Below are 19,679 nucleotides of genomic sequence, written 5' to 3'. Positions count from 1 at the left end.
CTGGTACTAGCGTTGCAAAAGAGGTTGAATTTTCTTTTCCACCGCCTCACGAGCACGGAAGATACGCGAACGTACCGTTCCTACAGGGCAATCCATTACTTCTGCAATTTCCTCATAGCTCAAGCCATCAAGCTCTCGTAGAGTCATTGCTGTTTTTAAATCTTCTGGTAACGCATTGATCGCACTAAAAACCACTTGCTTCAACTCATTGGACAACGTGAGGTTCTCAGGGTTCGAAATTTCTTTCAAAGCGTTACCTGTCTCATATAATTCAGCTTCATCAGCATCCACATCACTGGCGGGTGGCCTACGGCTCTGGGCAACAATGTGGTTTTTCGCCGTATTCACTGCGATGCGATACAACCAAGTATAGAAGGCACTTTCGCCACGAAAACTTGGAATAGCTCGGTAAGCTTTAATAAAAGCCTCCTGCGCTACATCAGGGACATCACCAGGATTACTAACGTATCGGGAAATAAGATTGCAGACTTTGTTTTGGTACTTCACCACCAAAAGATTGAATGCTTGCTTATCGCCACTCTGAACTCGCTCAATCAATACTTGATCGGTCAACTGCTCGTTCATTCGAGCGGATACTCCTATTCGTTATGCTCCACATATCTCAGATATGGGCAATAATTATGCAAAATGTAGTATTGACACCACTGCTTACTTGAGCACTATTGTGACTCGCGCCAATCAAGAAAGTTCCCACTTAAGTGAAATTTTTTGTCAATTATTGAGGCGCAATGTGATGTAATAAACACTCTCTGTCGCTGATTTTGGAGGGATGGAGTGAGAAAAGCAATGGCATTAATCTCAGATTGCCTTTCTAGCCGATGTAAATCGGCGTTTTTGCGTGTACTGGAAGCACATGATGTGCGGATTTATACAAAGTGAACTCATTCACTTTAGACCGGGATTTTGAAAATTTTATGAACGCAAACCGTGAACATGAATGTGATGTGTTAGTGGTGGGCAGCGGAGCTGCTGGCTTGTCGTTGGCCTTGCGCGTCGCCAATCACTGCAAAGTTATCGTGTTAAGTAAAGGACCTCGTAGCGAGGGAGCAACCTACTATGCTCAAGGTGGTATCGCTGCGGTATTCGATGAATCAGACAGTATTGAGTCACACGTTCAAGACACTCTGATCGCCGGAGACGGCATCTGTGAAGAAGCAACGGTGAAGTTCATCGCTGAAAACGCCAAAGAGTGTGTGCAATGGTTAATTGATGGCGGTGTGCCCTTTGATCGTGAAGAGGACGACTCTGATGACGAACCGCGTTATCACTTAACCCGCGAAGGCGGCCATAGCCATCGCCGTATTTTGCACGCAGCCGATGCCACAGGCATGGCGATGCAAACCTCGCTGCAAGACAATGCTCACAACCATCCTAATATTCATGTTTTAGAGCGTCATAATGCCCTCGACTTGATCACCGAAGACAAAATTGGCGGCGATAAAAATAAAGTGATCGGCGCGTACGTCTGGAACCGAAATCAAGAGCATGTGGAAACCGTTAAGGCGAAGTTTGTCGTGCTCGCGACCGGTGGCGCATCAAAAGTTTATCAGTACACCTCCAACCCAGATGTTTCTTCTGGTGATGGTATTGCGATTGCTTGGCGCGCAGGATGTCGCGTGGCCAATATGGAATTTAACCAATTCCACCCAACCTGTTTATACCACCCAGAAGCTCGCAACTTCCTCCTGACAGAAGCATTACGTGGTGAAGGCGCCTATTTACGTCGTCCGGATGGTTCACGCTTCATGCCCGATTTTGACCCGCGTGAAGAGCTGGCTCCTCGTGATGTCGTGGCACGAGCAATTGACTTCGAAATGAAACGTCTTGGCGCTGACTGCATGTACCTTGATATCAGCCACAAACCCGCTGAGTTCATTACCAAACACTTCCCAATGATCCACTCACGTCTGATGGATTTGGGCATTGATATGACCAAAGAGCCGATCCCCATCGTTCCGGCCGCACATTACACCTGTGGCGGTGTGATGGTCGATACCAATGGGCAAACAGATTTGCACAATCTCTATGCCATCGGCGAAGTGAGCTACACTGGCCTACACGGAGCAAACCGTATGGCTTCAAATTCCTTGTTGGAGTGTGTGGTTTATGCATGGGCGGCAGCAAAAGACATTTTGAAAAAACACAAACAAGTCGACTTAGCGTCCAGCTTACCAAGCTGGGACGAAAGCCAAGTGACCTGCAGTGATGAAGAAGTGATCATCCAACACAACTGGCATGAGCTGCGACTGTTTATGTGGGATTACATGGGTATTGTACGCACTGACAAGCGCCTTGAGCGTGCACTGCGTCGCATTCAAATGTTGCAACAAGAGACGCATGAATACTACAGTAACTTCCGCGTATCCAATAACTTATTGGAGCTGCGTAACTTACTGCAAGTCGCAGAGCTGATGGTTCGTTGTGCGATGCAAAGGAAAGAGAGCCGCGGTTTACACTACACACTCGATTACCCTGAGCAACTTGAAAACAGTGGCCCGACGATTTTGCGCCCAGAAGAGTAAACCACTTTTATCACTGTTCATCTTTTTTTATGACTTGGGGAACGAATTCAGTTCCCCTTTTTGTTGCCACTGTTTTAGCACAATCATCAACTGTCGATAATCCGAATCCTGACAGCTATCTCGCCAAATCAAATAGCGCCGCCCATTGGCCAGCTTTATTGAAACAAACCACCAATAAAACAACAAACTCAATGAGTGGATATGCTCAACCTGCCGTTGATATTTAATGGCCCCAGAAGCGTTTACAGACACCGCACCTTGCCATGCGGGATAACAGAAACCATGTATGGTTTGAAATTGATAGAGGGGGTAAAACAGGGCGACTACGACAACAAGCGGAAAGGGAGAAAAAAGTAACGCCCAGATGATGCTGATAGCAATCAAGCCATCAACCATCCGAGCGCCACGAGAGTCATTGAGATTAAGGTTAACGAACCTTACTGAGGTTGTGTGCGACAATTTTATCTACCATTGACGCATGACCAAGATTCTCACTTCGTCCATGCCCCATCACCCAAGTAAACAAATCGGGATCATCGCACTCCAATAAAGAGACGAAGTCACGTTGTTCTTGTTCGCTGAGCTTCTCAAAACACTCTTCAAAAAAAGGCATAACAACCACGTCCAGCTCTAACATGCCACGGCGACATGCCCAGCGGATACGTGCTTTTTCTTCTGTAGTGTACATCGGCTATTCCCCACCAAAGTATTTATAATTTAGCGCGGAGTGTAACAAGGCTACCGATTTGCCACTAGTAGATATGTCACAAACTGAGTAGCAATCGCATCTCAACAAAGGGAAGCCCCTACATTTCCTCTGCTGACAAATGGTCACTTGCAGATTAACATACCTCAATAAATCGACTTTATGGATAGCGAATAACATGCAATCGACTCAACCAATCCAACGATGCGTACTTGGCAGCCAACAAGCGTTACCAGAGCTCGCCGTCAGCTTATTAGATAATCTTGGTCTGATTACCATGACAGGTAACGATAAAAAATCGTACCTTCAAGGTCAGGTGACTTGCGACGTCGTTTCTTTAGAAACGGATCAAGTGACTTGGGGCGGCCACTGCGATGCAAAAGGCAAGCTGTGGAGTGTCTTCCGTCTGTTTCATTACGCCGACGGCTACGCAATGTTGCAAGATAAGTCAGCCATTGACGTGGAGTTGCGTGAACTCAAAAAATACGCCGTCTTTGCCAAGGTTGAAATCAATGTTAGCGATGCCATCTTGCTGGGCGTTTGCGGTGTACAAGCGGAACAAGCCATCGCGAAACTGACCAACAATGCAGAGGCGGCAGTGGTAACCTTTGCCCAAGGGACAGCGGTAAAGATCTCACCACAGCGCTGGTTATTGGTCGTAGATGCAAACCAACAAGATGAAGTGCTTGCCATGTTGGCGACAGCGCCGTTGTGTGACCACGCTCTTTGGGATCTTTACGATATCCTAGAAGTCGCTCCACGCATCCCTGCTTTTGCCCAAAATGAGCACATTCCTCAAGCGGTAAATTTGCAGGCGGTGAATGGCATCAGCTTTAAAAAGGGCTGCTACACAGGCCAAGAGACCGTTGCACGAGCCAAATATCGTGGCATCAACAAGCGAGCTCTGTATCGACTCTCTGGCACCATAGCACCATCAGCACCAGAGACAACGATCAGCTTGGAACGCAGTGTGGGCGATAACTGGCGCGCGGCTGGTGAAGCGTTGGTGAGTTATCACTTTGATGATGGGCGCGCGACCGGACTCTTTGTGCTACCAAATGATCTGGAGCCCGAGACGCAATTTCGCCTAGCAGGTCAAAGTGAGCAATTGTGGCAACGAGAGCCCCTACCGTATTCCCTCGATGACGAATAGTGATTTGTCCACAGCATTGACCCGCTATCTTGATGAGCAACAGGTGCCCTATCGTCTGTTGCCTCATCAAACACCAGCAACCACCATCGAAGATGCAGCCAAACAGCGGGGGATTCGTCCTGCGCAAATGGTCAAATGCATTTTGCTGCGTGATATGAGTGATCGCTATGTACTGGCGTGTGCACCAGGCGATCGCGCTGTTGATCCGAAAAAAGTCAGAGCATTAATGGATTATCGGCGCATGACCTGTGTTGACAGTTCGCAAATTTATGCAATTACAGGATATCAACTGGGCACCGTGACTCCCCTGTTACTGAAAACCCCTATGCCGATTGTCTTTGACCATGCACTCCAAGCGGAGTCGATGGTCACCATCAGCAGCGGAAACAATATGGCAGGAGTGGCTTTATCGTTAACAAGCCTAGCTCAACTCAGCCCCCCCATCTGGGCTGACATTTGTCGTTCTAGTGAGCTAGGCACATTCCCAACCCACCAAAAGTAATCGATTGCGCCCACAATTTGTGATCAACTTCAAATCAACAGAAAAATCCCAACAGAATTTTTAGTCACATTAAAAACATAAATAGTCACGGCGATTATTTTAGGATAACCTGAATTTGTTGATTGACCGCTCAATGAGCGTTCAGTTGACCCAAGTGAATCCACTGACCTTAGTCAGGAAATCCACTTTTGTGTAATGCATCTGTGACTATTCGCCCGCTGTTGCGGGCTTTTTTTTAGGCTCCAACCTATTCGAGTGAATCTTTTCCCCATAAATAGCCACCTCATAGTGCGTAACAAATAATTACCAACTATTCTTATTCTTGTAACAAAACTATTGCTTAATGCGTCACGTAAAACATGAGTGACCATGATTCGAAAAGAGACAGATAACATTAAGGTTCCGTTTGCATGACCATTTTGAGCTTAACCTCACTAAATTGAGGGCAATTATGGGGAAATTTGTCTAGCTCAGCACAATTATCTAAACACGAAAGACTTAGCTCTATTTTAATCCAGAGATGTCACACATTTAAGTCACAGTAACTGTTAGACTAGCGGAGCTGATTGAGAAAAAAGGAAAGTAAGTATGAGACTGTTTAAGCGCTATACACCAGGTATGATTGCTAAACACGTGAGTCGACTATTTAAGGGAAGAATTTACATTTACGGCGTAGGAAAATTTGAGTTTGATAATGGTAAATTGATCCTGCCAGCAAAAGCTGAGCAAAAGCATTTTCAAACCGTGAAAGAAGTCAATCAGGAGATCATGAAGCTGCGCTGTGCCTACGCTTAATTGTCTTGTCGATAAAACAAGATAACCCACTGAATTCAAAAAAAAGAAAGGGCTGATTTTCAGCCCTTTCTTTTTATTCTCACTATGAGCGAATCAGCTCTGGTTGACGACGTTTCGCCAACTCAGGAAGTTCGCCATCCAATCCCAACGCACGTCTCATGATTTGCTCTTTAGCACCCGGAAGGTGTCCTGCCATTGTCAAACCAACGCCACGTAAGAACTTTTTCAACGGATTAGAGCCGGCAAACAACTCTCGAAAACCTTGCATCGCGGCAATCATTTGCGCCGCTTCCGCTTTACGCCAACGTTCAAAACGACGCAGGTTGCGCTTGGTACCAATGTCTTCACCACGTTGCCAAAGCGCGAGGATCTCTTGCGCCAGACTGGCAGCGTCGAGCAAGCCCAAGTTCACACCTTGCCCCGCCAACGGATGGATTGTGTGTGCAGCGTCACCAATCAGGGCGACACGCTCTTTGACAAAATCTCGAGCAAAACGCATTTTCAGTGGCACGCTAAAACGCTCCCCAACCACTTCGCACAGTCCCAAACGCATATCAAATTCGGCACTCAGCGCCTTATTGAACTCACGGTCTGACATCGCCATCAAACTCGTTGCGCGCAGTGATTCAGTCGACCACACAATCGAGGTCATGTTCTCTTCAGACATTGGCAGGAAGGCCAAAGGTCCTTGAGGAGTAAAAATTTGACGTGCAACTGAGCCATGTGGCTCGACGGTGCGAACATTGGCTACGATCGCAGAATGGCCATAATCCCAATGAGTTAGCGGGATATCCTGCTGACGTCGAACCCAAGAATTGGCGCCATCAGCACCAACCACCAATTTGGCCGTGAGCGCCTGACCATTGTCGAGCGACAACCACACTTCGCTCTCTCCTACACTCATCGATTGACACTGACAAGGCATCAGCACCATCACATTATCCAGCTTGTTAACCTGCTCCAAAAGTGCCAGTTGAATGACGCGATTTTCAACAATATGGCCAAGATCCGGCTGTGCCATCGCATCCGCACTAAAGTCAATGTGGCCAAAACTGTCTTGATCCCACACTTCCATCGCCACATAAGGAGAGGCTCGTTTTTCCACAATGGATTGCCAAGCACCCAGATTTTTTAAGATATGTTCGCTGGAACGACTGAGCGCGGAAACTCTCACATCCGGCAGTTCATTCATTTGCAGATTTGGAGCCTGCCCTTCAATCACTGCTACACGCAAATCACTGTCTTTAAATGCCGCGGCCAGCGCCAGTCCCACCATGCCACCGCCAACGATCGCCACATCCACACTTTGTATCATTTTGTTTTACTCGCTATCGGCTCACCAGACCTAATGTCTGGCGTAATAGTGGCTGTTTCAGCCCAGAAAGATTATCCATCATCACTAGCCCGAGGTTGCGAGCCACTCTGAGTGCAAGGTAATCATTAGAGAAAAGGTGTACCAAACTGGTCGTCATCCAAATGGTGTTTTGTCGGTCACCACAACGGCGCTGCTTAAAGCGCATAAGAGAAGAATACGCCCCAACATCATCAAGCTGTTTGGTGATCTCTTCTGCCAATGAGGCCACATCGCGAATACCAAGATTAAACCCTTGTCCTGCAATCGGATGTAAGGTTTGCGCCGCGTTACCTACCACAGCAAAGCGATGAGAGATGTTCTGTTCTCGATGACGTAATATCAGCGGATAACTCGCCCTCATGCCCACTTTTTGCATTTGACCTAACCGCCAACCAAACTCTTGCTGCAAACGTGCCAAAAATTGCTCTTCAGATAACAACATCACCTGCTCAGCTAAATCCGGAGGCAGGCACCACACCAAAGACATGCGATTGTCAGACATCGGCAGTAACGCGACTGGACCATGCTCAGTAAAGCGTTCAAACGCACGCCCACGATGCGCCTGTTCTGTCACAACATTAGCAATGACAGCGGTTTGTTCAAAATCATGCTGCGCAAGGGGCATGCCCAGTTGCTGGCAACAATTGGAGACTGCCCCATCAGCGGCCACCAGCAGTTTTGCCTGCAGCGTTTCTCCATTATTCAAATGCACCGCAACGCTATCCGTGAATCGCTCCACGCGTTCCACTGCGGCAGGGGTGTAGAGGGAAATGGACTCACAACGCTGCAATAACGACTGATAGATACGCCCAACATCCGCCAACTCCACCACATAACCCAGTGCGTCAACGCCAACTTGTTGCGCGGAAATATCGGTCATTGCCAGATGAGAGCGATCAGAAACGTGAATATCCGTAATCGGCGTGGCACAAGGCGCTATCGATGACCAGAGTTGGAAACGACGCAAAATATCAACGGTGCCATATGAGAGTGCTATTGAGCGAGAATCGAACCCCGGGTGACTGGTATCCACCTGATAAGGTTCGACAACCGCGACGTTCAATTTATTATCCGTCAGGTGCGAAAGTGCCAAAGCGAGCGTCGCCCCAGCCATTGCTCCGCCAGCAATTACAACATCATATTGCGTCATTTCCGCCCCTAAGATTAATGAATGGTCGGGGTTTCAGAGGAAGACGTTTTGGCGCCAAACTCTGCATGAATCAGCAACGTACACGCTTTAACATGTTCAATAACTTGTTCCAGCAACTCTGCTTGCTCTTGCAAATCGTCGTCTTCATCAACACCGAGACGAGCCATCTCTTCGAGATCCGCCAGTGCTTCTTTCGCCTCTTCTGACGCCTTGTTGAACGCTGCTCCCGCTAAGCCCAAACCAGAAATATAATGATTAACCCAATCAGAAAGGGCATCCGCCAACGCAAAAATGGCTTCTTCACCTTCTGCGTTTGGCAACAACAGGTTTAACACCATTTCATCACTGGTTAACTGAGCTGAAGTCACGTTAAACAACGCTTGCGCCTGTTCCAACGCCGCACTCGGCCAACCCATGCCATCATTGGTATAATCAAACAACATTGGCTGCCAACTTTGATCTTGCTGTGACAAACCACCACTGATCAGGCCTGCAAGTAATCCATGCAGTTCCGCTGGAGTTACCGCCAGAGTGGCCATTTTCATTTCATCAGCAACGACTTGGTAGCTTGGAAGTTGATTTTTACTCATTGTCTTTCTTCATAGTGATCATCTGTGGGGAGTAATCCTACCATTTAGCGCCTTGAGCGAAAACGATGATAAACGCGTTTTCTGCATAGCAAATGAGCAAATTGTCCAATAACTGACTTCTTGTTGTCACATTTATCTCAAGACGTTGTGAAATGCTTGAATCTTGATAGCGCTTTACCTATAGTTTGTTCCTCAGTCGTTGTTGAGTACAGCATCTCAGTTCGCGCGTTATAGAGTTAATCCATCATGAGCAACCAAGCGGTAGACGTTGAAATTCTTGGCAAAATCACCCGTGTTAACTGTCCTCCAGGGCAGGAAGAGGCGTTGGTCGCAGCTGCTCAAGATCTCGATGCCCGTTTGAAAGAGATGAGCGAACGTACTAAGGTAACTAATGAGATCCAGTTACTGACTTTCGCGGCACTGAACATCTGTTACGAGCTCAACAGCAAGAGCAGTGCGAGCAATGAACAGCAACAACTGATGGTAGAGCGAATGGAACAGCTCACCGATTCGCTTGATAAAGCGCTAATGAAAGTCACGCAAGGATCGGCGCAATAACAGCATTTTACCCTGGAGTGTTTGTCAGCCGGATTAAAGTCCCTGAGCCGATAAGCAACACCAAAGGGTTGGTACTTGATCGCTATTGAGCAAGCTTGGCCCGTACCGAGAAGCCTACGGTAATCATTGCCGATCCGCCTTGAACCAGCTGGTTCAAGGGCCACAATCCGCGACGGCACTCTGGGGTATCCTCTATGCAAAATCTTTCCCGGCAAGACATCCGTACACTTATCCGCCAAAGACGCAATCAATTATGCAGTGATACTCAATATCAAGCTGCGCTGGATTTGACAGCCCACTTTGCCCAGCTCGATGAACTCACTGACGCGCAACACATCGCCCTCTATCTTTCTGCTGACGGAGAGCTCGATACCAAACCGTTGATTGAATGGCTTTGGGAACTGGGTAAGCAAGTGTATCTCCCGGTCATCCATCCTTTTTCCAAAGGGCAGCTTCTTTTTCTGCACTACCATCGCCACACCGATTTGATCTACAACCGCTACGGTATCCTTGAGCCCAAGCTTGATAAACGTCATATCATCCCACTCGCAGAGCTTGATTTAATTTGTACGCCACTGGTCGCCTTTGACAGTACAGGGCAAAGGCTCGGTATGGGAGGCGGCTACTATGACCGCACCTTAGAGCGTTGGTTTCGCACTGGCTTAGGTGCCAAGCCTATCGGTATCGCCCATGATTGCCAGCATGTTGAGCAGCTACCTTGCGAAGTTTGGGATATTCCTTTGCCTAAGATCGTGACCCCAAGCCAAATCTGGCAATGGGAAAACGACGTTTAACTCGTTATAATCGCGCGGCACGAACTATCCTTCATCAATTCAGGAGATGAGCATGACTCAAGATGAAATGAAAAAAGCCGCTGGTTGGGCAGCGCTCAAATATGTGGAAAAAGGCAGCATTGTTGGCGTAGGAACAGGCTCAACGGTTAATCACTTCATCGATGCTCTTGGAACCATGAGTGAAGAGATCAAAGGTGCGGTATCCAGCTCTGTTGCATCAACAGAGAAACTTGAAGCGCTAGGTATTAAAATTTTCGACTGCAATGAAGTCGCATCTTTAGACATTTATGTTGATGGCGCGGACGAAATCAACGCCGATCGTGAAATGATCAAAGGCGGTGGCGCGGCGCTCACTCGCGAGAAGATCGTTGCGGCGATTGCGGACAAGTTTATCTGTATCGTTGATGGCACAAAGGCTGTCGATGTTCTTGGGACTTTCCCTCTTCCTGTTGAAGTCATCCCAATGGCTCGCTCATACGTTGCGCGTCAATTGGTTAAACTGGGTGGTGATCCTTGTTACCGCGAAGGGGTGATTACTGACAACGGTAACGTCATCCTTGATGTTTACGGTATGAAGATCACCAATCCAAAACAGCTGGAAGATCAGATCAACGGCATCCCAGGTGTCGTCACTGTCGGCCTATTTGCTCATCGCGGTGCTGACGTGGTCATTACCGGCACTCCAGAAGGCGCCAAAATTGAGGAATAAATAGCTGGTTTTGCGCTATTTTCCGTTATTTGATTACAGACGGCGCCCAAGGGCGCCGTTTTTTATGACTTTCTTGAAGAAAATTATCTCTTATTCCGTAATTTTCTTACCCAAAACAAAAATTTTTTGTTACTTTATTGAGCAGAAGACGCACAAGGAAACGTTTGTCCTCCGCCAAAACTGTTAATTTCACTGCTCTTAACGATTTTGTTTAACGTGCGCCAAATTAGCCCACCTTTCCATTTTAAGGACGAAAACAATGGCCAAAGTTTCACTGGAAAAAGAGAAAATAAAAATCTTACTTCTTGAAGGCCTCCACCCTTCTTCGGTAGAAGTGCTGCAAGCTGCGGGTTACACCAATATCGAATACCACAAAGGCTCACTTTCTGACGATGCTCTTCTTGAAGCGGTTAAAGACGCGCACTTCATTGGCATTCGTTCTCGTACCAACTTAACTGAAGAAGTGATCAATGCGGCACAAAAACTGGTAGCGATCGGTTGTTTCTGCATTGGTACCAACCAAGTGGATCTAAATGCAGCATCCAAACGTGGTATTCCTGTGTTTAACGCGCCTTTCTCAAACACTCGCAGTGTAGCGGAGCTGGTTCTTGGCCAAATCCTGCTGCTTCTACGTGGTATTCCAGAAAAGAACGCTTTGGCTCATCGCGGAATTTGGAAAAAAAGTGCCGACAACTCTTACGAAGCTCGTGGGAAACGTCTAGGCATTATTGGTTACGGTCATATCGGTACTCAGCTTGGTATTATTGCTGAAAACCTAGGCATGCGTGTTTATTTCTACGATATCGAGAACAAGCTCTCGCTAGGTAATGCGACTCAAATCCCAACCATGAGCGAACTGCTCAACAAGTGTGACGTGATTTCTCTACACGTACCAGAAACGCCAGAAACCAAAAATATGATGGGTGCAGAAGAGTTTGCTCGTATGAAGCCTGGTTCTATCTTCATCAATGCAGCTCGTGGCACCGTGGTCGATATTGAAGCGCTATGCCATTCACTCGAATCAGGTCATATTGCTGGTGCAGCGATTGACGTTTTCCCGGTTGAACCTGCCACCAATGCTGAACCATTCGAATCTCCACTGCAAAAATTTGACAATGTGATTCTTACTCCACACGTTGGCGGCTCAACTCAAGAAGCACAAGAGAACATTGGTGTTGAAGTGGCTGGCAAACTGGCGAAATACTCAGACAATGGCTCAACGCTATCCAGTGTTAACTTCCCAGAAGTGTCACTGCCAGAGCATCGTAGCTGTTCACGCTTACTCCACATTCACCAAAACCGTCCGGGCATTCTGACGCAAATCAACACCATTTTTGCTGAAGAAGGCATCAACATCGCCGGTCAATACCTGCAGACCTCAGCCGATATTGGTTATGTGGTGATTGACGTAGAAACCGAGCGCTCTGAAGAAGCACTGGTCAAACTTAAAGAGATCGAAGGCACAATTCGAGCTCGAATCCTTCACTAATAAAAACAGCAAAGGGCAGGTTATCCTGCCCTTTATTTTATTCATCATTTTGCTAAAACTTAATCAAGCTTATACGTCACGTCGACTTGATCACGAATGATTAAGCTTGAGTCTTGATAGCTGTTACTTTCCGATTTTGCGTCCATCATCATGGTGCGCATCAGCACTGGTTGCACATTGGGTTGGTTGTAGTTGATCTGCCATACCTCCCCTAGCGACTTACCAAACCCTTTCGCCAAGAATCCCGCCTTCTGCTGCGCATCTTTAATCGCTTCAAGGCGAGCTTGCTGCTGATATTCCGCCTCGTTACTAACCAACAACTGAATATTATCTACCTGATTGATCCCCGCATTCAACGCAAGATCGAGATAGGCATTAAGGTTTGCTAAGTTGGCGACTTTCACCGTAACACTACGAGAAGCGCGGTAACCAACGAGGTCTGGCTTTTCATTTTTCGGGTAATGATATTGAGGTGCAAGATAGAGATTGGTACTGGTGATTTGCTGTTTATCCACTCCCGCCTTGGTTAAAGCCGCTAAAAAAGCATCCACTGTGGTATCAACTGACTGTTTGGCGGATTCTGCGGTCATGGTCGAATCCACCACTTTCACCGTAAATATCGCCATATCCGGTTTTGCAACCACTTCACCATAACCCGTTGTTGACAGGTGAGCGAAGTTGGGGGCCTCTGCCATTGCATAACCCGCGACCAAACTTGCCGAAAGCACCACGCTTGTAGGAAACCATTTCATGCCATAAACCTTCTGTAAAGAAACTGTCTTGATAATAGAAGGTTTAGCAGATTAACCAATATCTCATGAACACTTCTTACACAACTTTGACTCTGTTATCTCTGTGCTAATGCTCCCCTGAGTCGCCTCTACTGGGGTAAATGAGCTTGTGCGTATTGAACAATCGCTTGCGAAATTTCCTTCAACACCCCGCTCTCTAGCTGCCAATGATGCCAATAAATACGGTAAGACAATAAAAATCCTGGCGTGATGTCCATCAGTACGCCCGACGCCAACTCTTGTTCGATTTGCAGTTTAGGAATCAAGCAGTAGGCAATTCCTGAAACGGCAAGACGGACAAACGCTTCTGAGCTTCCAACATTATGATTGATGATGGAATCGCGAGAGATGTTGAAATGGTCGTGCAAAAAACGGTTATGAAGATCATCATATTGGTCATAAGACACAGCAGGCGCTTTACGCAACGTTTGGTAATTCACCCCTGCAGCAAAATAACGTTGATAAAAATCCGGACTGGCGACACAAACATAATCCATTCGCCCAAGGTAGTCGGCTTTACACCCCGCAATGGGTTGCGACTCAAGGCTTATCGCACCAGCAACTTCACCGCTCTTTAGCTTTTCAATGGAGCGAGATTCTCCATAAATGGCTAAATTAAGTTCTACTTGTCGCAGTGTCATCACCTCTTTGAGTGCTGGCAGTAACCACGTAGCCAAACTATCCGCGTTGGTTGCCAAAGCCAGTTGAATGGGCTTTGCTGTGTCATCGTTCATGAGCTCAGGAATCAGCTCATGTTCAAGAATGCGCACGCGTCGATACAAACCTAACAACTTCTTTCCCACAGGTGTTGGTTTAGGTGGCTGTTCACGTATTAGCACTGGTTGCGCCAAAAAGCGCTCTAGTTGTTTAATTCTCTGTGATACCGCCGATTGAGAGATGTACAATTCTTCCGCGGCTCGCTCAAATCCACCTTGTGCAACGACAGCATCTAACGCTTCTATCCATTTGTAATCTAAACCACGCATTACACTTCCCTCAAACAAATCAGTCTTGCTTATATAGGATTAAAATCATTAATTATACTTATGCCAGTTAAAACGATACCTTGCTCACATTCTCTTTATCATTAGATCATTGTTACCGAGGTTTATCGTGAATTTTTGGGTGTTACTACAAGGCTTTGGTTTAGGTGCCACCATGATTATTCCCATTGGGGCACAAAATGCCTTCGTTCTCAATCAGGGCATCAAACGTAACCACCATTTAACGACTGCAGCTGTTTGCAGTGTCTTAGATATGGTGTTTATTTCTCTGGGTATTTTTGGCGGTGGTGCTATTCTCTCGCAAAATGAACTGCTGCTTACCGTGGTGACATTAGGCGGTATTGCCTTTCTCAGTGTTTACGGTTTGATGTCGCTCAAAAGCGCCTTTAAACCCATCGAGCAAGTTGAGAAGCATCATGAAGTGATTGCTCGTGGACGCAGAACGGTCATTTTGGGTGCCTTGGCTGTTACGGTATTAAATCCACATCTGTATTTGGATACGGTTGTGATTTTAGGCTCGATTGGCGGCCAATTTGAAGGTCACGATCGCATTGCCTTTGCGATTGGAACAACACTGGCATCGTTCACTTGGTTCTACGCACTCTCCATGGGTGCCGCAAAACTAGGGCCAACATTATCAAAGCCTAAAGTGAAGAGAGGGATCGACATTGCGGTGGCGGCTATGATGTTTACCATCGCTGCGCTTCTTACTAAGTCTCTTTTGGCTTAACAGCAATAAACCGTGCTTTGACGGAAACAAAAAAGCGAGGTCGTAACCTCGCTTTTTTCGATTTGGATTTAGTCCACCTTGTTTAGGTGCACATCCATTTGTGGGAATGGAATTTCGATGCCATTCGCATCCAGTGCTTCTTTGATAGCTTGCATAGAATCAAAGTAAACATTCCAATAATCTTCTGTTTTACACCATGGGCGTACCACGAAGTTCACTGATGAGTCTGCCAGGGCGACAACACCGATCGTCATGTCTGGATCTTTCAAAATACGCGCATCTTTTTCTAGCGTCTCACGGATCACTTGTTTCGTTTTCTTCAGATCCGATTTGTATGAAACACCGATCATTAGATCGACACGTCGTGTTGCATGGCGAGAATAGTTAGTGATCGCACCACCAATCACACCTGAGTTAGGTACAACCACCATCTTGTTGTCAGGAGTTTTCAAGACCGTTTGGAAGATCTGAATCGCTTCAACAGAACCCGCTACACCACCGATTTCCACGTAGTCACCCGATTTAAACGGACGGAATGCAACGATCAAAACACCAGCAGCAAAGTTTGATAGAGAACCTTGCAAAGCAAGACCAACAGCAAGACCCGCCGCACCGATCACTGCAACAACAGAGGCGGTTTCAACACCAACACGGCCTAAAGCGGCAATCAATACGATAACAAACAGCAAGTAACGAACTAAACCGTGGATAAACTCCACAACCGCTTTGTCCATTTCTTTCTTATTAAGAACTTTCGATACACTGTTCGCAACGGCTTTCACAATGATGTTACCAATGAACAGAATGACGATCGCAGAAATAATGTTCACACCGTACTGAATCAGTAGATCTGAATTGTTGGTTAGCCAAGTTTCAGCCTGATTTAGACCATCCACTAATGAGGTATCAATCCCCACTGTTTCACCTGCCATAATGTTATTCCTCAAGTTATGACTTTAAAAATGGTACTGGCGTTATATATACGCCCGTTCTTGTTAGTCATCTGAATGTGCGTCAGAATTTTGGCACGATATCTCATTTTTGACATTTTGCAAAGTCAGGTTTTTGCAAAAGCTGTCAAAACAGAGATTTACACTCCGTTCAATATCGCTGATCAAGATTAAGCAATTATTTCAAACTGTGCCAGAGTTTTTCTATCCGTCAGCAAGTGGTATAAAAAAACCCGCTCAGAGAGCGGGTTTTGTCTGCAAATCATTCTGTTCAGAATTACAGTACGTCAACTGCGTTAAGGTCAGCGAATGCTTTCTCTAGACGAGCAACCATTGACTCTTGGCCAGCACGTAGCCATACACGTGGATCGTAGTATTTCTTGTTTGGCGCAGATTCGCCAGTTGGGTTACCGATTTGACCTTGAAGGTAATCGTGGTTCTTCGCTTCGTATTGACGAATACCATCCCAAGTTGCCCACTGAGTATCAGTATCGATGTTCATTTTGATAACACCGTAGCTGATAGACTCTTTGATTTCTGCTTCAGAAGAACCAGAACCACCGTGGAATACGAAGTTTAGTGCGTTTGGAGCAATACCAAATTTCTCAGAACAGTAAGCTTGAGAATCACGTAGGATAGTTGGAGTTAGAACAACGTTACCTGCTTGGTAAACACCGTGCACGTTACCGAAAGATGCTGCGATAGTGAAACGGTGGCTGATTGGGATCAGTTTCTCGTAAGCGTAAGCAACGTCTTCTGGAGAAGTGTATAGCTCAGACTGATCCATGTGAGAGTTGTCTACGCCGTCTTCTTCACCACCAGTACAACCTAGTTCAAACTCTAGAGTCATACCCATTTTTTCCATACGCGCTAGGTACTTAGCACAGATTTCGATGTTCTCTTCTAGAGACTCTTCAGAAAGGTCAATCATATGAGAAGAGAATAGAGGCTTACCAGTTTGAGCGAAGAACTCTTCACCTGCGTCTAGTAGACCGTCGATCCATGGAAGTAGCTTCTTAGCAGCGTGGTCAGTGTGTAGGATTACTGGCACACCGTAAGCTTCAGCAACTGCGTGTACGTATTTCGCACCAGCGATAGCACCAAGGATTTGAGCACCTTGACCTTCAAGTTTCACGCCTTTACCAGCGAAGAAAGCAGCACCGCCGTTAGAGAACTGAACAACAACTGGCGCTTTCACTTTAGAAGCTGCTTCAAGAACACCGTTGATTGAGTCAGTGTTTACTACGTTTACAGCAGGAAGAGCGAAGTTGTTTTCTTTTGCTACTTCAAATACTTTCTGAACGTCATCACCAGAGATAACACCTGGTTTTACGAAATCGAAGATCTTAGACATGGATGTAATCCTATTTATCTGTCGTTTTAAAAATAAAACTCGTTAAGTTTAAATTCTTGCAAACGTTTGCTCACAACTCGCGCTATTCTAGCAAAAATGAGATGTGCCGCAAACAAGAAAGCGGGAGAGTTACCCCCGCCTTCGTTTAATTACTTAGCGCGTGCTTCTAGCATTTCAACTGCTGGAAGTACTTTACCTTCTACAAACTCAAGGAACGCACCACCGCCAGTAGAGATGTAAGATACGTCTGCTTTGATACCGAACTTGTCGATAGCCGCTAGAGTGTCACCGCCGCCTGCTACAGAGAATGCTGGAGACTGAGCGATCGCTTCAGAAATACCTTTAGTACCCGCTTCGAAGTTTTTGAACTCGAATACACCAACAGGGCCATTCCACAGGATAGTTTTCGCATTTGCGATGATTTCAGCTAGTGCAGCCGTTGAGTCTGGACCAAGGTCGAAGATCATGTCATCGTCTTGTACTTCAGAAACATGTTTAATTTCCGCTTCTGCATTCTCGTCGAATGCTTTTGCACACGCTACGTCAGTCGCGACAGGAATTGCACACTCTTTCATCAGTTTTTGTGCAGTTTCAACAAGATCCGCTTCGTATAGAGACTTACCTACATTGTGACCTTCAGCTGCGATGAATGTGTTCGCGATACCACCACCAACAACAAGTTGGTCAGCGATTTTAGATAGTGACTCAAGAACCGTTAGTTTAGTAGACACTTTTGAACCACCAACGATAGCAACTAGCGGGCGCTCTGGGTTGCTCATTGCTTTGCCTAGTGCTTCTAGTTCAGCAGCAAGTAGAGGACCAGCACACGCTACTTCAGCAAACATACCCACACCGTGAGTTGACGCTTGTGCACGGTGAGCCGTACCGAATGCATCCATTACGAATACGTCACATAGTGCCGCGTATTTCTTAGAAAGTTCTTCGTCGTTTTTCTTCTCGCCTTTGTTAAAGCGAACGTTTTCAAGAACAACAAGTTCACCAGCGTTTAGCTCAAGACCATCTAGGTAATCTTTAGCCAGTTTCACTTCGCAATCTAGCGCGTCGTTTAGGTAGTTAACAACTGGTTGTAGAGAGAACTCTTCTGCGTATTCACCTTCAGTAGGACGACCTAGGTGAGAAGTGACCATTACTTTCGCGCCAGCTTCTAGACATAGCTTGATAGTAGGAAGAGATGCGATGATACGTGCATCAGAAGTTACTTTACCGTCTTTTACTGGCACGTTTAGGTCAGCACGGATGAATACACGTTTACCTGCTAGATCCAGGTCAGTCATCTTGATTACAGACATGATGTGTCCTCTCAAATATTAAAAATAAAGTTTTTGAAAACTCGGCAACCCTGCCAAGCCTGTTAATTCTTCAAACTGGTTATTGATATGGAGTCATTACGAATTTATTTCAAGGCTAAAAATAAATTCTCTCCGACGCTGCCGATACGACTATTGGGCAGCTTGCATTGCGAGCGCAGTATCCAGCATACGGTTCGCAAAGCCCCATTCGTTATCGCACCAAACCAGCATTTTCACCAAATGCCCGTTACTGACTCGAGTTTGGCTACCATCGACAATCGCGCTATGGGGATCGTGATTAAAGTCGATGGAAACGAGCGGCGCTTCAGTATAGTCAACAATGCCACGTAATGTACACTGAGATGCGTTAACAATGGTTTGATTTACGTCATTAACTTTCACATTTGTATTAATCGTGACACTTAAATCCATTGCAGTGACGTTTACTGTCGGCACTCTCACTGAAATAGCTTCAAATTTGTTGGAAAATTTCGGGAAGATTCTTTCAATTCCCTTATGCAACTTGGTATCCACCGGAATAATGGATTGGCTTGCGGCTCGGGTGCGGCGTAAATCGCTATGGTAGGCATCAATCACTTGTTGATCATTCATCGAAGAGTGAATGGTGGTAATGGTGCCAGATTCAATGCCAAATGCCTCGTCCAACACTTTAATGATCGGCACAATACAGTTAGTGGTACACGAACCGTTGGAAACGACGTTGTGCTCAGCTTTCAAGGTTTCATGGTTCACACCATAGATGATGGTGTTGTCTAGATCACTGGCACCTGGATGCGAAAACAGCACTTTCTTCGCTCCGGCTTTGATGTGCTCTAGCCCATCAGCCTGGCAACCAAACACGCCCGTACAATCGAGGACCAGATCGACCTCGAGGTCACGCCATGGCAGAAGATTGATTTCGGAAAGGTGCAGAATACGGATAGAGTCAAACTCTCCCTTACCTTGAGGGCAGGCGTCATGGTGAACGTAGAGATGTTCTTGATCGTGGGAGATTCTCTTGCCAAAACGGCCATGACTGGTGTCATATTGTAGCAAGTGAGCCATGGCTTCTGGTTGAGCAAGCTCATTAACCGCGACCACTTTAATTTGTTGATGCTTACCGCTTTCATACACGGCGCGCAGAACATTACGACCGATACGTCCAAATCCATTGATCGCAACTTTTAGCATCTATCC

Annotated in this window: 21 protein-coding genes and 1 other RNA gene; 10 read left to right on the top strand and 12 right to left on the bottom strand. The window is 46.4% G+C overall.

Annotated elements, in window-relative coordinates:
* Positions 1–6: 6 nt before the first annotated feature.
* On the bottom strand, positions 7–585 hold the full coding sequence (rpoE, locus tag VV1_RS07380; RefSeq protein WP_011079494.1) for an RNA polymerase sigma factor RpoE: 579 nt from the start codon (positions 583–585) through the stop codon (positions 7–9).
* A 350-nt stretch (positions 586–935) separates the two neighbouring features.
* On the opposite strand from rpoE, the gene nadB reads away from it, so the two are divergent.
* Positions 936–2,543 (top strand): L-aspartate oxidase, encoded by a 1,608-nt coding sequence (nadB, locus tag VV1_RS07375; RefSeq protein WP_011079493.1) that lies wholly within the window; start codon positions 936–938, stop codon positions 2,541–2,543.
* Between the two features lie 27 nt (positions 2,544–2,570).
* On the opposite strand, the gene VV1_RS07370 is transcribed toward nadB, so the two are convergent.
* Together VV1_RS07370 and VV1_RS07365 are read right to left on the bottom strand one after the other, a co-directional pair.
* Entirely contained in the window at positions 2,571–3,002 is a 432-nt protein-coding gene (locus VV1_RS07370; RefSeq protein ID WP_241750887.1) for a protein YgfX, read from the bottom strand.
* The gene (locus tag VV1_RS07365; protein ID WP_011079492.1) at positions 2,971–3,231 is read right to left on the bottom strand and encodes an FAD assembly factor SdhE; all 261 of its coding nucleotides are present in this window, start codon (positions 3,229–3,231) and stop codon (positions 2,971–2,973) included. The genes VV1_RS07370 and VV1_RS07365 overlap by 32 nt, the downstream gene beginning before the upstream one ends.
* Positions 3,232–3,427: 196 nt before the next feature.
* Between VV1_RS07365 and ygfZ the strand changes: the two genes are divergently transcribed.
* From ygfZ to VV1_RS07350, 3 genes are all read left to right on the top strand, one after another.
* Positions 3,428–4,402: a tRNA-modifying protein YgfZ gene (gene ygfZ, locus VV1_RS07360; RefSeq protein ID WP_011079491.1), complete on the top strand. Its 975-nt coding sequence runs from the start codon at positions 3,428–3,430 to the stop codon at positions 4,400–4,402.
* Positions 4,392–4,904: an aminoacyl-tRNA deacylase gene (locus VV1_RS07355; RefSeq protein WP_011079490.1), complete on the top strand. Its 513-nt coding sequence runs from the start codon at positions 4,392–4,394 to the stop codon at positions 4,902–4,904. Before ygfZ ends, VV1_RS07355 begins: the two co-directional genes overlap by 11 nt.
* Positions 4,905–5,492: 588 nt before the next feature.
* Positions 5,493–5,699: a DUF1107 domain-containing protein gene (locus VV1_RS07350; RefSeq protein WP_011079489.1), complete on the top strand. Its 207-nt coding sequence runs from the start codon at positions 5,493–5,495 to the stop codon at positions 5,697–5,699.
* Positions 5,700–5,781: 82 nt separating this feature from the next.
* Here VV1_RS07350 and VV1_RS07345 read toward each other — a convergent pair whose 3' ends face one another.
* Genes VV1_RS07345 through VV1_RS07335 form a run of 3 tightly spaced genes read right to left on the bottom strand, consistent with a single transcriptional unit; the run spans position 5,782 to position 8,793 of the window.
* Positions 5,782–7,014, bottom strand: a complete 1,233-nt coding sequence (locus tag VV1_RS07345) for an FAD-dependent 2-octaprenylphenol hydroxylase (protein WP_011079488.1) — start codon at positions 7,012–7,014, stop codon at positions 5,782–5,784.
* 13 nt (positions 7,015–7,027) lie between these two features.
* Positions 7,028–8,203: a 2-octaprenyl-6-methoxyphenyl hydroxylase gene (ubiH, locus tag VV1_RS07340; protein ID WP_011079487.1), complete on the bottom strand. Its 1,176-nt coding sequence runs from the start codon at positions 8,201–8,203 to the stop codon at positions 7,028–7,030.
* A 14-nt stretch (positions 8,204–8,217) separates the two neighbouring features.
* Complete coding sequence (locus VV1_RS07335) at positions 8,218–8,793, bottom strand: YecA/YgfB family protein (protein ID WP_011079486.1); 576 nt, start codon at positions 8,791–8,793, stop codon at positions 8,218–8,220.
* A gap of 246 nt (positions 8,794–9,039) precedes the next feature.
* Here VV1_RS07335 and zapA point away from each other — a divergent pair, with 246 nt between their 5' ends.
* The 5 genes from zapA (at position 9,040) to serA (ending at position 12,343) form a co-directional block, all read left to right on the top strand.
* Positions 9,040–9,351, top strand: coding sequence for a cell division protein ZapA (gene zapA / locus VV1_RS07330; RefSeq protein WP_011079485.1), 312 nt, complete (start codon positions 9,040–9,042; stop codon positions 9,349–9,351).
* Between the two features lie 6 nt (positions 9,352–9,357).
* Positions 9,358–9,542, top strand: a non-coding RNA gene (gene ssrS, locus VV1_RS23130) — 6S RNA.
* A gap of 3 nt (positions 9,543–9,545) precedes the next feature.
* Positions 9,546–10,145, top strand: coding sequence for a 5-formyltetrahydrofolate cyclo-ligase (locus tag VV1_RS07325; protein ID WP_011079484.1), 600 nt, complete (start codon positions 9,546–9,548; stop codon positions 10,143–10,145).
* A 52-nt stretch (positions 10,146–10,197) separates the two neighbouring features.
* Entirely contained in the window at positions 10,198–10,854 is a 657-nt protein-coding gene (gene rpiA / locus VV1_RS07320) for a ribose-5-phosphate isomerase RpiA (protein ID WP_011079483.1), read from the top strand.
* Positions 10,855–11,113: 259 nt separating this feature from the next.
* The gene (gene serA / locus VV1_RS07315; RefSeq protein WP_011079482.1) at positions 11,114–12,343 is read left to right on the top strand and encodes a phosphoglycerate dehydrogenase; all 1,230 of its coding nucleotides are present in this window, start codon (positions 11,114–11,116) and stop codon (positions 12,341–12,343) included.
* 59 nt (positions 12,344–12,402) lie between these two features.
* On the opposite strand, the gene VV1_RS07310 is transcribed toward serA, so the two are convergent.
* Together VV1_RS07310 and VV1_RS07305 are read right to left on the bottom strand one after the other, a co-directional pair.
* Entirely contained in the window at positions 12,403–13,095 is a 693-nt protein-coding gene (locus tag VV1_RS07310) for an oxidative stress defense protein (protein WP_011079481.1), read from the bottom strand.
* A gap of 128 nt (positions 13,096–13,223) precedes the next feature.
* Positions 13,224–14,120 (bottom strand): LysR family transcriptional regulator ArgP, encoded by an 897-nt coding sequence (locus VV1_RS07305; RefSeq protein WP_011079480.1) that lies wholly within the window; start codon positions 14,118–14,120, stop codon positions 13,224–13,226.
* 127 nt (positions 14,121–14,247) lie between these two features.
* On the opposite strand from VV1_RS07305, the gene VV1_RS07300 reads away from it, so the two are divergent.
* Entirely contained in the window at positions 14,248–14,868 is a 621-nt protein-coding gene (locus VV1_RS07300; protein ID WP_011079479.1) for a LysE/ArgO family amino acid transporter, read from the top strand.
* A gap of 68 nt (positions 14,869–14,936) precedes the next feature.
* Here the strand turns inward: VV1_RS07300 and mscS are convergent, their stop codons facing one another.
* The 4 genes from mscS to epd form a co-directional block, all read right to left on the bottom strand.
* A complete protein-coding gene (gene mscS, locus VV1_RS07295) occupies positions 14,937–15,800 on the bottom strand; it encodes a small-conductance mechanosensitive channel MscS (RefSeq protein ID WP_011079478.1) in 864 nt (287 codons plus the stop codon).
* Positions 15,801–16,095: 295 nt separating this feature from the next.
* Positions 16,096–17,172: a class II fructose-bisphosphate aldolase gene (gene fbaA / locus VV1_RS07290; protein ID WP_011079477.1), complete on the bottom strand. Its 1,077-nt coding sequence runs from the start codon at positions 17,170–17,172 to the stop codon at positions 16,096–16,098.
* Between the two features lie 149 nt (positions 17,173–17,321).
* A complete protein-coding gene (locus VV1_RS07285; RefSeq protein WP_011079476.1) occupies positions 17,322–18,482 on the bottom strand; it encodes a phosphoglycerate kinase in 1,161 nt (386 codons plus the stop codon).
* A gap of 150 nt (positions 18,483–18,632) precedes the next feature.
* A complete protein-coding gene (epd, locus tag VV1_RS07280; protein ID WP_011079475.1) occupies positions 18,633–19,673 on the bottom strand; it encodes an erythrose-4-phosphate dehydrogenase in 1,041 nt (346 codons plus the stop codon).
* Between the last annotated feature and the right edge of the window lie 6 nt (positions 19,674–19,679).

This window comes from Vibrio vulnificus CMCP6, from assembly GCF_000039765.1.
Lineage (GTDB): Bacteria > Pseudomonadota > Gammaproteobacteria > Enterobacterales > Vibrionaceae > Vibrio > Vibrio vulnificus_B.
This window is presented reverse-complemented; position numbering and strand designations above follow the sequence as displayed.